The 13,224-nt window shown below is 60.2% G+C and carries 9 protein-coding genes; 2 read left to right on the top strand and 7 right to left on the bottom strand.

Translation table 11 applies throughout. The features are described from left to right. Positions 1-682: 682 nt before the first annotated feature. The gene (locus tag IB248_RS16765) at positions 683-1,822 is read left to right on the top strand and encodes an alpha/beta hydrolase (RefSeq protein ID WP_246779257.1); all 1,140 of its coding nucleotides are present in this window, start codon (positions 683-685) and stop codon (positions 1,820-1,822) included. Between the two features lie 188 nt (positions 1,823-2,010). On the opposite strand, the gene IB248_RS16760 is transcribed toward IB248_RS16765, so the two are convergent. The 3 genes from IB248_RS16760 to IB248_RS16750 all read right to left on the bottom strand — a co-directional run bounded on the left by IB248_RS16760 (position 2,011) and on the right by IB248_RS16750 (position 6,321). Beyond that, positions 2,011-4,389, bottom strand: a complete 2,379-nt coding sequence (locus IB248_RS16760; RefSeq protein WP_192241273.1) for an EAL domain-containing protein — start codon at positions 4,387-4,389, stop codon at positions 2,011-2,013. A gap of 32 nt (positions 4,390-4,421) precedes the next feature. Beyond that, entirely contained in the window at positions 4,422-4,679 is a 258-nt protein-coding gene (locus tag IB248_RS16755; protein WP_192241272.1) for a PepSY domain-containing protein, read from the bottom strand. 898 nt (positions 4,680-5,577) lie between these two features. Beyond that, entirely contained in the window at positions 5,578-6,321 is a 744-nt protein-coding gene (locus IB248_RS16750) for an ROK family protein (RefSeq protein WP_025662403.1), read from the bottom strand. Positions 6,322-6,486: 165 nt separating this feature from the next. Between IB248_RS16750 and IB248_RS16745 the strand changes: the two genes are divergently transcribed. Beyond that, the gene (locus tag IB248_RS16745) at positions 6,487-8,895 is read left to right on the top strand and encodes a glucan 1,4-alpha-glucosidase (protein WP_192241271.1); all 2,409 of its coding nucleotides are present in this window, start codon (positions 6,487-6,489) and stop codon (positions 8,893-8,895) included. Positions 8,896-9,108: 213 nt separating this feature from the next. On the opposite strand, the gene IB248_RS16740 is transcribed toward IB248_RS16745, so the two are convergent. The 4 genes from IB248_RS16740 to IB248_RS16725 are packed head-to-tail and all read right to left on the bottom strand — an operon-like array spanning position 9,109 to position 13,182. After that, a complete protein-coding gene (locus IB248_RS16740) occupies positions 9,109-10,098 on the bottom strand; it encodes a sugar kinase (protein ID WP_192241270.1) in 990 nt (329 codons plus the stop codon). Then, positions 10,095-10,910, bottom strand: a complete 816-nt coding sequence (locus tag IB248_RS16735) for a carbohydrate ABC transporter permease (RefSeq protein ID WP_112659794.1) — start codon at positions 10,908-10,910, stop codon at positions 10,095-10,097. The genes IB248_RS16740 and IB248_RS16735 overlap by 4 nt, the downstream gene beginning before the upstream one ends. Continuing rightward, positions 10,910-11,851 (bottom strand): sugar ABC transporter permease, encoded by a 942-nt coding sequence (locus IB248_RS16730; protein ID WP_192241269.1) that lies wholly within the window; start codon positions 11,849-11,851, stop codon positions 10,910-10,912. Before IB248_RS16730 ends, IB248_RS16735 begins: the two co-directional genes overlap by 1 nt. Then, the gene (locus IB248_RS16725; RefSeq protein WP_192241268.1) at positions 11,851-13,182 is read right to left on the bottom strand and encodes a sugar ABC transporter substrate-binding protein; all 1,332 of its coding nucleotides are present in this window, start codon (positions 13,180-13,182) and stop codon (positions 11,851-11,853) included. Before IB248_RS16725 ends, IB248_RS16730 begins: the two co-directional genes overlap by 1 nt. Positions 13,183-13,224 lie beyond the last annotated feature (42 nt).

Here is a 13,224-nt window from a genome sequence, read left to right as displayed (position 1 = left end):
CGGCTGCTTGCTGCAGTGCGATCAGAAGCTCACTTGTCCAGGCCAGCAGGCGATCGAGCCACAAAAGCTCCCTTCGGCGCAGGCTCCCGGCAATGCGGTCAATGCGAGTGGAACTTGTCCGGAGGGGAAAAACTGGGATTCGAGAAGGAAAACTTGCGTCGCGTGCGCCGCGGGGGCGGCGTGGGATGCCAAGCGCTCGACCTGTTCCTGTGGGACCGGCCGGTTCGTTGATCCGAAGACAAAGCGCTGCGTCAGTTGTCCCGAGAATTGGGGTTGGGAAAAGGGGAGGTGCCTGTGCACTCGCAGCTTGAAATCAACCTTGGCGGGAAAGTCCTGCTCGCCCAAGCAGCCGGTCTGCAGGACCGACAGCGTTTGGGATGCCGAAAACAAGCATTGTGTGGCAGTGAAGCTCCGGAAACCGAAGGCGTAGCTCGAGATGGATAGACCAGACCCCGAATTGAGCTTGTCGTAGATCGTTCGTCCGGCGCGGAGGGCATGGAGCGCGAATTGCACGTGACATCCGCGTCGTTTCTGTGAGAGTACTTCACCAGAGCCCGGCCACCGCAAGGTGCTTGCGTTTCAATGAGGGAACCGGAACGTGATTGCTGCCCGTACTGTTCGGACACTTGCACCTTTGCTCGTCGCGGCAGTTCTTGCCAGTTGCGGTCATCCAAGCGGAGTCATGGCCCCTGTTGCGCTATCGGCGGCAACGCAGAATACCTCAAAGGTCAGCATGCTGGTCGCAACCACGCGCGAACCTTCCGGCGACCCGGCGACGCTCTTCACCGGCGAACGCAGCCCAAAGCCCTATCTGACGGCGATTGACGTCTCCATTCCGCCGAAACGAGCCTCAGGCACAGTCCAATGGCCGGAGCGTCTACCGCCCAATCCCGCAACCGATTTTGCGGTGACCAGCGTCAAGGAGATCGACACCGTTCCAGAGGGGCGCGCCTGGTTCCACCAGAACATCCAGGGCGGGCATGCGCTGGTCTTTGTCCACGGCTTCAACAACAAGTATGAGGATTCCGTCTTCCGCCTGGCCCAGATCGTCCACGACTCCGGGATGCAGGCGACCCCTATCCTGTTCACATGGCCGTCACGCGCGCAGCTCACCGCCTATCAATACGACAAGGAAAGCACCAACTATTCACGCACGGCGCTCGAGCAGGCGTTGCGGACGCTAGCCGCCGACCCCGACGTCAAGGACATCACGATCCTCGCTCATTCAATGGGCACCTGGCTGACCATGGAATCCCTGCGGCAGATGGGTATCCGCGACGGACACGTGAACAGCAAGATTCACAACGTCATTCTCGCGTCCCCGGATATCGATATTCAGGTCTTTGCCAAGCAGTTCGCGGAGATGGGCACGCCGGCGCCGAAATTCACGATCTTCGTGTCTCAGGATGACAAGGCGCTTGCGGTTTCAAGTTTCATCACGGGAAAGGTCTCGCGTTTGGGCGCGATCGATCCGACCGTTGAGCCCTATCGCTCGAAACTCGAAGCCGCCGGCATTACCGCCATCGATCTCACCAAGGTCAAAGGCGAAGGCCTGAACCACGGCAAGTTCGCCGAAAGTCCTGAAATCGTTCAGCTGATTGGCCAGCGGATCGTCACTGGTCAGACGCTGACGGATTCCAACGTCACGCTCGGCCAAGGACTTACCGCTGTTGTCGGCGGAACAGTGACGACCATCGGTAACGTCGCAGCCACGGCTGTCGCCGCGCCGGTCACCGTGCTTGAACAACCGATGCGGGCCAAGAGGCGCCCGGTCGACGAAACCCTGCAAGGCGATCTCAAGCCGCAGCAGTTGACCCAGTAGGCGCTCCCGCGCAACTTCAACTGCTCCAGAAACTGCCCGCGTCCAGCTCATGGCCGTTCTTTTGCACTCTTCTTGAAGCCCACGATGAGGTGAGGGTTGGTCGCTCTGGACGCCTTCTGGCGTGACTGCGCGACTGTTTTTATGGCGAGGAATACGAGACGACGGTGGTCGCTGAATTGAAAGCTGAGTTATGCCACAGCCACCCTTGCAAACTCGTCGAATATTTTCTGAATATCCCTTGCCGGTCGTGGTTTGCTGAACAGATAGCCCTGCACCTCGGTACAGCCCTCCACCTTCAGCATGTTGAATTGGGAGACGGTTTCGACCCCTTCAACCGTGGTCTCCATTCCAAGGCTGCTACTCAACATCGCCACTGCCTTGACGATCGCCAAAGAATCCGGTCGATCGGTGACATCGCGTACAAAGGACTGGTCGATCTTGATCTTGTCGAACGGAAATTTTCTCAAATAGCTCAGCGATGAGTAACCGGTGCCGAAGTCGTCCATCGAGATACGCACGCCGAGTGCGCGAAGTTGATGCAGTGTCGAGAGCACCTCGTCCGTATGCTGAAGCATGACCGATTCGGTGATCTCCAATTCGAGCCTCCGGGCCGATAGCCCGGATGCGGCGAGTGCCGAAGTCACATCGAGAACAAGACCGGGGCTCTTGAACTGCACTGGTGACAGGTTGACCGCCACCCGCGTCATTTCAGGCCATGCCATGGCGTCAGAACATGCCTGCTTCAATACCCAGGCGCCTATGCGCCCTATGATTCCGATCTCCTCAGCGACCGGAATGAACACGTCAGGCGAGACCATGCCGCGCTCAGGGTGATGCCAGCGCAACAGTGCTTCGAAACCGGAAATGCGGTTGTCCTTCAGGCTGACGAGTGGCTGGTAGTATACTTCCAGTTCGCCATTGCCGAGTGCCTTGCGCAGGTCAAGTCCCAGAGCCCGCCGCTCCTGCATCCTGGCGTCCATCTCCTGTTCGAAGTACTGATAGTTGCCGCGCCCTTCATTCTTGGCCCGGTACAGTGCCATATCGGCCGCCTTGAGCAGCACGTCAGGATCATCGCCATCGTCGGGCGCCGCTGCGATACCGATGCTGGTGCCGATGACCACCTGGTGGCCGTCAATCTCGAATGGTGCACTGATCTCAGTCACGATGCGCTGCGCAAGCAAGCTGTTTTCACCAAGAGTCGCGTGACGCTGTATGATTGCGAATTCGTCGCCGCCGAGCCGAGCCACAGTATCATGAGGGCCAACCGCGTTCCTGAGACGCTTGGCGACAGCCTGCAGAAGCTGGTCGCCAATCGGGTGACCAAGCGTGTCATTGACGTCCTTGAAGTGGTCGAGATCCAGGAACAGGACATGGGCCGCCTGGTTTTCGCCCACAGCCAGCAGCGTGGCGTCCAGAACGTCGCGGAAAAGCACTCGGTTCGGCAAATCGGTGAGAGCATCGTGATGCGCCATATGCGCGATCCGAGCCTCGGCGTGCGTCCGCTCGGTGATATCCTCGTGCGTCGATACCCAGCCGCCGCCGGCCAGCGGCCGACTGACGACCTTTACGATCCGCCCATCCACCGCGTTCACGATCGACGAGAACTCACCGGCCGCGAGACCACGCTGCATCATTTGCAGAACATAGCCCTTGTCGCCCTCCATATGGGCACCATGCGCAACCTGGTAACTGATAACGTCGTCGAAGGACGTGCCCACGCGCATCAACTCGTCAGGCAACTGGTAGATGTCGCCGAAGCGCTGGTTGCAGACGATCTGCCGGCCGTCCTTGCCATACATTGTGAGGCCCTGCGACATGTTTTCCAGCGCAGCGTTGAATCGGTCGTTCTGGCGCTGGAGGTCACGGTCACGACGCTTGAGGCTTTCCAGCGCATGCTTGAGTTCGTCGTGGCTTTCCTTCAGGGAAGCGGCGAAGCGATAGTTGCCGATCAGTGCGAGCGTGCTGACAAGGCCGCTGACCACGAAAAGTACCGTCAGCATCCAGAATACATTGGTCGTCCCAGCGCTGGACGCTGCGGCGGTCTGCTGGGCCCTGCCGGTGGCACTGGCTTCCAGCCGCTTCAGGATGTCGCCCGCCGTGCCGGCTTGCTGGAAGACGTTAAGGAAATGATATGCCTTCTCCCCCTCGGTCATGCCTTCCTCGAGGCCGTCCTTGACCTCGTCCCAGCTATGGCTGAACGCCTGCACCGCCTCCGTCAGCGCCTGCTCCTCCTGGGGGCTGAGAAATACGCTCGTCAGGCTTTTGGCGGACGTCACCTCACGCTGCAGAGACACAAGGTTCCTGTCGGTCTTGCTGTAGATCTCCCTGCGTTCCTCCTCGGACAGGTTCAAGGGAGCCGCGGCAAGGTTGAACATGCTTTCGCTGACGCGCGAGTGCAGATCTCGGGCCTGGGTCGCAAGCTCCGCGGCCTCGCGGTTCGCGTCGAGGTAGCCACGGATACCGGCAAGTTGCGATAGGCACAGTGCGCCCGGAACCACCCCTGCGAGGAGGCTCACCGACAGGACTAGACGCAAGCTTCCCTTATTGGCGAAGATCATCTCGAACATGGACCATTCCCTGAGAAAGGTTCTGCTGCTGTTCAATGCTCTTCAACGATTTCGCCGGTGACGGGATGGTAGTAGATCTCCACCCGTTTTCCCTTCGCATTGCGACCGTAGACCTCATAACAATTGCCCTTGGTCTTCTTGAAGACTTCGACAGAATTGCCCGTGGCAACGGCCCTTTCGCGTACCACAGCATCCGAAAGCCAGACGCTTTCCGGCTCCTTTGTGCAAAACGGCGACGCCCAGGCTGAAAATGCCAGGCTTGCAAACGCTGCGGTAAAAAGAATGCGCACTACCCCGTCCTCCGATTGGTCGGACGACTATGGGCGTTATGAGTAAAACCTACGTTAAGTTACAGTATTGCCGAGAATAACCATTGGTGGCCGAGGGGTTCGCACGGCTCACCTCGCTGTCGGAGCCGACGCTGAACAGACTATGTCCGCCTGGATGAAGTTGACGACTAAAGTTCAGCTACGAGTGCGGGGCGGATAGAGAGGCCGAACACCAACGGCGATACGGTCCTCGAAGTCTCACGGCCCGCCTCCGTACAACCTAGGTTCAAATATCAAAGCACCGGATGCTTGAGGAATGGCGCCGTTGGTTTCCAGCTTGACGTCTGTTCTTGATGCCGTGGACGGCTCCTCCGCTGGCATCGCGATGTGCCATATTTGCAGTGCTGTCAGGAGCCGCATGGGAGGAGCCATCCATGGAAGTACCACGAATGGAAAGAGCCGCTATGTGGTCCAGTTCTTCATTCGTTGCCGGAAAATGCAGTAATTCCAACGGTTAGGGCGGGCCACTTTAGTTGAAAGCGACGCGGCACGACATGGTCAGTTAGGGGATTATTTGACCTTACTTAGGCCCTCGCCATCGCTCGGAGCGAGGCTCACGGTTTCCACCCTAGTAAATAGCCAAAGATCCTGCGATCTCTGACGCACCGATCACGATGATGACCATGAGTAGGGCGACCAACAGCTTGTTCCTGATGCGCATTGCCATCAACCAGATCAGCGCGCACATCGCCGTCGACCCCTAGTTTGACTGGCCCTAGTTTGACTGGCGGTCGCTGCGGCGTTGAGGCCTCGACCTACCCTTCATAAGGGGGTTGCCGTTCGGCTTGGGATTACGTTGGGAGGCCGAGCCCTGCAGTCGTCCCAAATAGGTCATCAACTCTTGTGAGAGGCGTCGAGTTTAGATGCGCAGGCTGTCATCCAACCAGACCCGAAAACCGCCGCGGAAGGCGTTGTCGTTGTTGCCGCGGCGGCACTTCGGTGGCAGTTCCTTGAGCCGGTCGACATTGCCGCCGCCTATGACGATGTAGTCCGGCAGCAGGGCAGCACCCAAGCGGTCGGCGACGTCGAATACCGATTTTCGCCATTTGCTTTTGCCGCGACGCTTCAGGCCGCGTTCGCCGACATAATCCTCGAATGTCGCCTTTCGGTAGGGCATGTGCGCCAGTTCCAGAGGCATGCAAACGTTCTCGGCGATAATGGCCGAACCGAGGCCAGTGCCGAGGCCGAGAAAGAGCATGCGGCCTGCCTGGTAACTACCGATCGCCTGCATGAGTGCGTCGTTTACCATCCGCACTGGCCGTTCAAACGCTGCTTCGAAATCAAAATTCTTCCAGCCCGGCCCGAGGTTAAATGGATCGGCGGCGGCCCGGTGGGCGATAACCGGTCCGGGATATCCCATCGCGACAAGGTCGTAGTGCCAGTCTTCCGTGAGCTTGCGCAGTGCCGCCACCATCTTGGCCGCTGTCATCTGATGGCCGGATTCGACCGCGCGCCGTTCGCTGCCGCTGCTGAGTTCAACCTTCACATGTGACCCGCCGATATCGATGGCAAGCACAGTGCGATCAGCAGGTCCGGTGCTCGCCTCGGGCTTGCCATGCTTGCGCTCTTGCGATGCTGCGATTGTTTCAGTCGTCCCAGCCATGTTCTGCGCTCCTCTACGGGCCGTGCCCACATTGCTCCCGCATTGCGCTATCGCGGTCAAGATCAGGACTGGCTGTCGAGTTCCAGAAGGCAATGGGGTGTCGCTTGATTTCAACCCGACGATGGCTCACTGAAGTGAAGTGCATTTTGAACGGAGGATCAGCAGTTGGCCTTTCCGACATTGCCCCCCGGTGCTCTTGTCCCACCAGGCGCACCCGGTATCGAGCCCCGTTGGACCTCCAGCGACAAGAGCGCGGTTGGCACCGCCGTTAGCGTGGCCAGCCGCGTTTGGTTCACGGTAAGCCACGGAATCCTTAACGAGATCTACGCGCCGCGGCTCGATATGGCCTGCGTCCGCGATTTCGGCTTCATCGTGACGGCGGATGGCTATTTTTCCGAGGAGAAGCGCGACGCTGATCATCAAGTACATGCGGTCGAGGACGGTGTTCCGGCGTTTCGTCTCGTCAACACCGCCCACGACGGCCGCTATCGGATCTCAAAGACCATCCTTTCAGACCCTGAGCGCGAGGTGGTGTTGCAGGACCTCCGTTTTGAGGCGTTGGTCGGCAAGCTTTCCGACTACCGGCTGCATGCACTTATTGCGCCGCATCTCGTCAATGGCGGCGCCGATAACACAGCCTGGTATGGTGATTTCAAGGGTCGGCCCATGCTCTTCGCCGAGGGCTCGGGAAGGGCGCTTGCGATTGCTGCCTCTGGCCCCTGGCTTGCGCGGTCGGCGGGCTATGTCGGCTTCTCCGATGGCTGGCAGGCTTTGTCGCGCGGGGAGGAGCTGAAGGAGGAATACCACTGTGCGCCGTCGGGCAACGTCGCGCTATCGGGGACGCTCGACATGGAGGCGACTGAAGGGCGGGTGCAGATCGCCATAGGCTTCGGCACGCAACCCGAGGAAGCTGCCTTTCGGGCCATACTCAGCCTGGAACAAGGTGTCGAGCCGGCGCTGAAGCATTTTCGCAACGGCTGGCGGGACTGGCAGGGGGGATTGCTTACCCTCGACGAGCCCCATGAACCTGGCCAATTGAACCGGTACCGCGTCAGCACAGGTGTGCTTGCCACCCACTGTGACGATGCCTCGGGCGCCATCATAGCGAGCCTTTCCATCCCTTGGGGTTTCAACAAGAGCGACGACGACCTCGGCGGCTACCATCTCGTCTGGACGCGCGACCTGGTGGAAACGGCGGGCGGGTTGCTCGCCGCGGGCGCGGGAACCGACGCGCGTGCGGTGCTCAACTATCTTTCTGCGATCCAGGAAGCCGATGGCCATTGGGTGCAGAATGCTTGGCTCGACGGCCGCCCCTACTGGCATGGCATCCAGATGGACGAGACGGCGTTTCCCATCCTGCTTTACGACATGCTGCTGCGCGCCGGCGAGATCGACGCCTCGGGGGCTGGCCGATATCTGCCGATGATCGAGGCTGCTGCGGCCTATATTGTCAGAAACGGTCCCGCCACCCAGCAGGATCGTTGGGAGGAAGATGCCGGTTACTCCCCTTTTACGCTCGCCGTCGAGATCACCGGGTTGCTGGCGGCGGCCGACGCGGTGGAAGCGACCGGACGATTATCGGCGGCGCAATACCTTCGCGAGGTAGCCGACGGCTGGTGCGAGCGGATCGAGGAATGGACTTACGCCTCCGACACGGAATTGTCGCGGCGGTTGGGCATCGATGGCTATTATGTGCGGATCGCCACGGCGACGGACGCCAGCTCCTCGCTCGGTCGCGACTTCATCCCGATCCGCAACCGCGACGACGGCGCGGCCGTCATCGAAGCGGATCTGCTTCTCAGCCCCGATGCGCTTGCGCTTGTCCGGTTCGGTCTTCGATCCGCGGACGATCCGCGTATCCTCGGTACCGTGGCGGCGATCGATGCCGAGTTGCGGCGCGATCTTCCGGCCGGATCCTACTGGTATCGGTACAATGATGACGGCTATGGCGAGCGCGTCGACGGCGCCCCCTTCGCCGGCAGCGGCGTCGGCAGGCTCTGGCCGCTTCTGACCGGTGAACGCGCCCACTATGAGCTCGCCGCCGGGCGACCGGATGAGGCGCGGCGCCTGCTGGCGGCACTGGAAGCCTCGGCAAGCGACGGCGGTTTACTGCCCGAGCAGATTTGGGATAGCGAGAACGTTCCCGAACGCGAGCTTTTTCTTGGCCGCCCTTCCGGTAGCGCCATGCCCTTGGTCTGGGCCCATGCGGAACACATCAAACTGCTGCGCTCGATCCGCGATGGTGTCATTTTCGACATGCCACCCCAGACTGTTGCGCGCTATGTCGCCGGTCAGCCGCCGATTGCGCCTTTCGCCTGGCGCCTGACCGACAAGCGGACCGTGATGGCGACAGGACGTAGCCTGCGCATTGAACTGAGTGAGACTGCCATCGTGCATTGGTCGACCGACGCTTGGGCTCATGTCACGGACAGCCATACCCGTGATACGGGCTTCGGTACTCATGTCTGCGACTTGCCGACCAAAATGCTCGGCCCAGGCATCATCGTCTTCACCATCTTCTGGACGGCTAGGCAGCAGTGGGAAGGCACCGATTTCCACATCAACGTGATTTGAAACTCGCATGCGCCGGGTGAGACGGTAGAATTGCGAAGACACCGCCTAGAAACTGGGCCAGAAGTAAGTGAGTTTGGGGCACCAGTCGGGTCATCCTCCTGTTCCGGTGTGGACGACCGCTCGGTCTGGTTCCGCAGGCTGTTCGTTGATGTCGTCGAAAGCGCGCTCAAGGCGTCCGGTTGTTCCATGGGAGTTTCGAAGGTCGCATGATCTTCAAACGGCTTGGCCAGCGGGTCGGGTGACGTCGACGGCACGAGCCGGCCAGCTCGTCAACGCCTCATCAAGCTCTGCTCGATCAGGCGCCCCGATGCGCCCTCCAAACGTTTGGCACTTGATGGCCGCCGCCATCGATGACGAGCGCATCACGTCTTCCATCGCCATGTCCTCGCAAAGCATCAGCGCAAAGGTTCCGTGGAAGATATCGCCCGCAGCCAGCGTATCGACGGCTCTAATGCGTGGTGCCTCGAGATGACGGATAAGCGCGTCATCATCGTCGAACCAGTAAGAGCCTCTCTCGCCGAATGTCACGCTGACGAAGGCATGAGAGAACGTCTCCTTCAACTGGCGGACGATCGACACCGGATCTGATGCTCCCGTCAGTCGTTCAGCCGCCGGTTGCGAAAAGATAATGTGGCTTGCGGCCGGCCCCAGCATCTCGATCACGCCTTCGGGCGCGACGTCGCCATCGAGGATGGCAGGAATGCCTGCTTGCCGGGCAGCAAGCAATGTCTTGAGGGCAAGCTCTGGCCAACGCACGTCGACCAGAACTGCATCAAATGCCGCGATATCTTCGGCGGTGACGGGTTGGACGCCGTGATGCAGCCGCGGATCATAAAACGGTATGATCAGGCGTTCGCCGGCATCATCGATCAGGATCGTCGATACGGCTGAGCGGGCGCCTGCCACGCAACGCATGCCAGCGGTATCGATGCCGCTTGCAGCCAGATCGCCGATGATGCGCTCGCCGGTCTCGTCATCTCCGACAGCGCCCCAGATGCTGGCGCTCCCGCCAAGCCTTGCAACAGCATAAGCGGCACTCGAGGCCATTCCTTCTGCGATCTGCAACATGTCGGTTGGCAGCACTTTGCCTTGGCCGGCGGGAATGAAATCGACCCTGAAGAGCGTATCAAGAACAGCGGCTCCGACGCACAGAATACGCCGCGCCGGCTCCGGCTGCTGCTTGGTCGGGATCGTCGGTGTCACTTCACCGCACCCGCCGTCAGGCCGGCAACGATCTGCCTTTGTGCAAAGACGGTCAGGATCAAAACCGGCAGGGTGACGATCAAGGCCGCGGCAGCAAGCGGACCCCAGCTGACCTGCTCGAAGGACAGCATGTTGTAGACCGCGACAGGCAGCGTACGCGTCTCACGACTTGCAAGGACGATGCCGAACACGAAGTTGTTCCAGGAGAAAATGACCGACAGGATGAAGGCGACGACGATCCCGGGCCTTGCGATCGGCAGTGCCACCAGGCGGAAAACCTGCCAGGGCGTTGCCCCGTCGATACTTGCGGCTTCTTCCAGCTCCATCGGCGTCGTTTCGAAGTAGCCGATCATGATCCAGACGACGATCGGGACGGTTACGACGAGGTGAATGATGATCTGTGGCCAGAGCGTGCCGAGCAGGTTCAGCCACTGGAACAGCAGGAACAGCGGAATGAGGAAGGAAAGGCCGGGCGTCATACGCGCAATCATGATGACGACGGCGGATTTCTCAGCCTTCAGGCGGGCAATGCCGTAACCAGCCGGCACGCCGATAACAAGCGCCAGAAGCGTTGCCGCACCCGTTACCAGGACCGAATTCCACAGATAAAGGAAGAAGTTGTTCTCCTCGAACACCTTGACGTAGTTCGACCAGGCGAAGCGTTCGGGGATGAAGATCGGGGGGAAGGCGCCGTTGTCGATCTCGTACTTCAAGGACAGTGAGATCATCCAGAGGAAGAACAGCACCACCGGCGACACCATCACCAGCGCCACGAACAGAAGTCCGATGCGATCGAGTGCCTTGCGCTTCATCAGCGTGCCTCCCCGTCGGACCAGTTGGCGCGCTGCTTTATCATCAGCAGAATGAAGGAAAGCATAACGATCAGGACGAAGAAGACGACCGCCATCGCCGAGCCATATCCGATGTCATAGTAGGAAAACGCGGTGTTATAGAGATAGATGTTGATCGTCTCCGACGCGGTGCCCGGTCCGCCCTGTGTCATCGCATAGATGATGTCGAAGCTCTTGACCGCATCGATGCTGCGAATGATCACGGCGATCATCAGGAACGGCGCGATCATCGGCAGTGTCAGGTACCGAAACTTCTGCCAGACATTGGCGCCATCGATTTCCGCGCTCTCGTAGGGCTCGCGCGGGACGGCGGCGAGGCCCCCGAGCACGATCAGCATGACGAGCGGTGTCCACTGCCAGGTTTCCACAAGCACCAGCGAGGGAATGACGCTCGTCTGGTTGTAGATCCATTCCTGCGGACCGATCCCGACATAGGAAAGCAGGTAGTTCAGGACCCCGAGCTGCGGATGGAACATCATCGTCCAGACGAGCGCGATGGCGACCGGCGTCGCCATCATCGGCATCACGAACACCCCGCGTAGGATACCGCGCAGTGGAAACTGGGTATCGAAGATGAGCGCGGCCAGCGTTCCGAGAAAAAGCGGAGCGACGACCGACAGCGTCGTGTAGAGCACGGTATGCCACAACGAGTCCCAAAAGCGCGGGTCGACCGCCAGGCGCAGGTAGTTATCCAACCCGGCAAAGACCTGTGCCTGGCCAAGCGTCCAGCTGTTGACGCTCATCCACAGGGTAAAGACCCAGGGAAAAACGATGACAGCCGCCACGACGATCAGCGCGGGAATGACGAAAGGCCAGTAGTTGGGAGCAAACCGACCCGGTTTGCTCCTCTGCTTTTGCTTGGCCTTGGCCGCGGTTGCGGCTTCCATGCTCACCGAAGACATTATCCCTCGCTTCGTGCCAGCACCGGCTCGAACTGAGCCGTCGCCGTCTTCAGCTCGGCAGCCGGATCAGCGCCACCGATCATATTGGTGAGCCCGACGCCATAGATGTCGCGGAACTCCGTGACCGGAATGATGATCGGCAAGGCAAGTTGCGACACCTTTGCGGAACCCGCGACAGCATCGAGCCATGCGGCCGGCATCTTCACGCCTTCGCGCACCTTCTGATCCTCAAGGACCGACTGACGGAAGGGAACGCCGGCGCCAGCCTGCAGCAGGCGCGCACCCATGTCATGGGAAATCGCCCACTGGCAGAAGAGATATGCGGCTTCCTTCTTCTGGCTTGCAGCCACGACACCGAGCCCGTCTCCGGTTGTTGCTGCCGCCTGGGCCTTGGGACCCTTCGGCATGATGCCGTAACCGACCTGGCCGACGACACGCGACTTTTCCGGGTTCTCGATCGGCGGCGCAAAGCCGACGCCATCGAGCCACATGCCGATCTTGCCCTGCAGGAAGGCCGACTGGGCTTCTGCCCAGTTGAAGCCGGAGACGCCGGGAGGGGCGGCTTTGGTCATCAGGCGCTGGTAGAGCTTGGCCGCTTCAACAGCCTCTTCGGAATTGGTGCGCAGCTTGCCGTCCGCACCAAGCGGGCTCGATCCGTAGCCGAGCAACAACGTCGTCCAGACCGGCGTATTGGCGTTCTTCAGGCCACGAGCGACGAAGCCATAGGTGTTGGTCGAGGGATCCGTCAACGCTTCGGCAGCGCTTGCCATTTCCTCGAATGTGGTCGGATAGGAAAGCCCTTTCTTTTCGAAGAGCGCCTTGTTCCAGTACACGATCCAGTAGTCCACCGAGAAGGGCAGGGAGCGCAGGACGCCTTCAGGGTCCTTGGCGAAGGTCATGCCGGCGCCGGCAAAGTCGCTCTCGACCAGCGACGGATCAGTCAGCGATGGATCCTTGATAAAGCCGCTGATATCGGCAAGCCAGCCGCCCTTTTCGAACTGTCGCTTCTGGACGTGATAGCTCATATGCACCACGTCGAAACTCGGCTTGCCTGAGCTCAGTTCGATCGTGGTTTTCTGACGCTGCTGCTGCTCTGGCGTCGCTTCTGCATTGACCTTGATGCCCGTCAGCTCTTCAAACTCCGGGAGATACTTGATGAGTGTCTCGCTGCGAGGGCTCTTGACCAGATTGACTTCCAGCGTGGTGCCGGCGAAACGCTTCCAGTCGACGGCCGCCGATGCAGAGCGCACGCCCATGAGGCTGCTGGCGCCGAGTGCCGCGGTACCGGCGAGAAAGCCGCGCCGGGTGGGATTCAAGAATGATGATGGCATGTAAGTCCTCCTCTTGTTGCCGCCGATCTCCTCATCGCCGGC

The sequence above is a fragment of the Rhizobium sp. RHZ01 genome (assembly GCF_014851595.1).
GTDB classification, from domain to species: domain Bacteria; phylum Pseudomonadota; class Alphaproteobacteria; order Rhizobiales; family Rhizobiaceae; genus Rhizobium; species Rhizobium altiplani.
The sequence above is the reverse complement of the archived record's forward strand: the minus strand, read 5'-3'. Positions and strand labels throughout refer to the sequence as shown.

What these genes read in the sequence shown, in the direction of transcription:
- IB248_RS16765 (WP_246779257.1), top strand. Translation starts at nt 683, where the DNA reads ATGGCCCCTGTTGCGCTATCGGCGGCAACGCAGAATACCTCAAAGGTC.
- IB248_RS16725 (WP_192241268.1), bottom strand. Translation starts at nt 13,182, where the DNA reads ATGCCATCATCATTCTTGAATCCCACCCGGCGCGGCTTTCTCGCCGGT.
- IB248_RS16750 (WP_025662403.1), bottom strand. Translation starts at nt 6,321, where the DNA reads ATGGCTGGGACGACTGAAACAATCGCAGCATCGCAAGAGCGCAAGCAT.
- IB248_RS16760 (WP_192241273.1), bottom strand. Translation starts at nt 4,389, where the DNA reads ATGTTCGAGATGATCTTCGCCAATAAGGGAAGCTTGCGTCTAGTCCTG.
- IB248_RS16730 (WP_192241269.1), bottom strand. Translation starts at nt 11,851, where the DNA reads ATGTCTTCGGTGAGCATGGAAGCCGCAACCGCGGCCAAGGCCAAGCAA.
- IB248_RS16735 (WP_112659794.1), bottom strand. Translation starts at nt 10,910, where the DNA reads ATGAAGCGCAAGGCACTCGATCGCATCGGACTTCTGTTCGTGGCGCTG.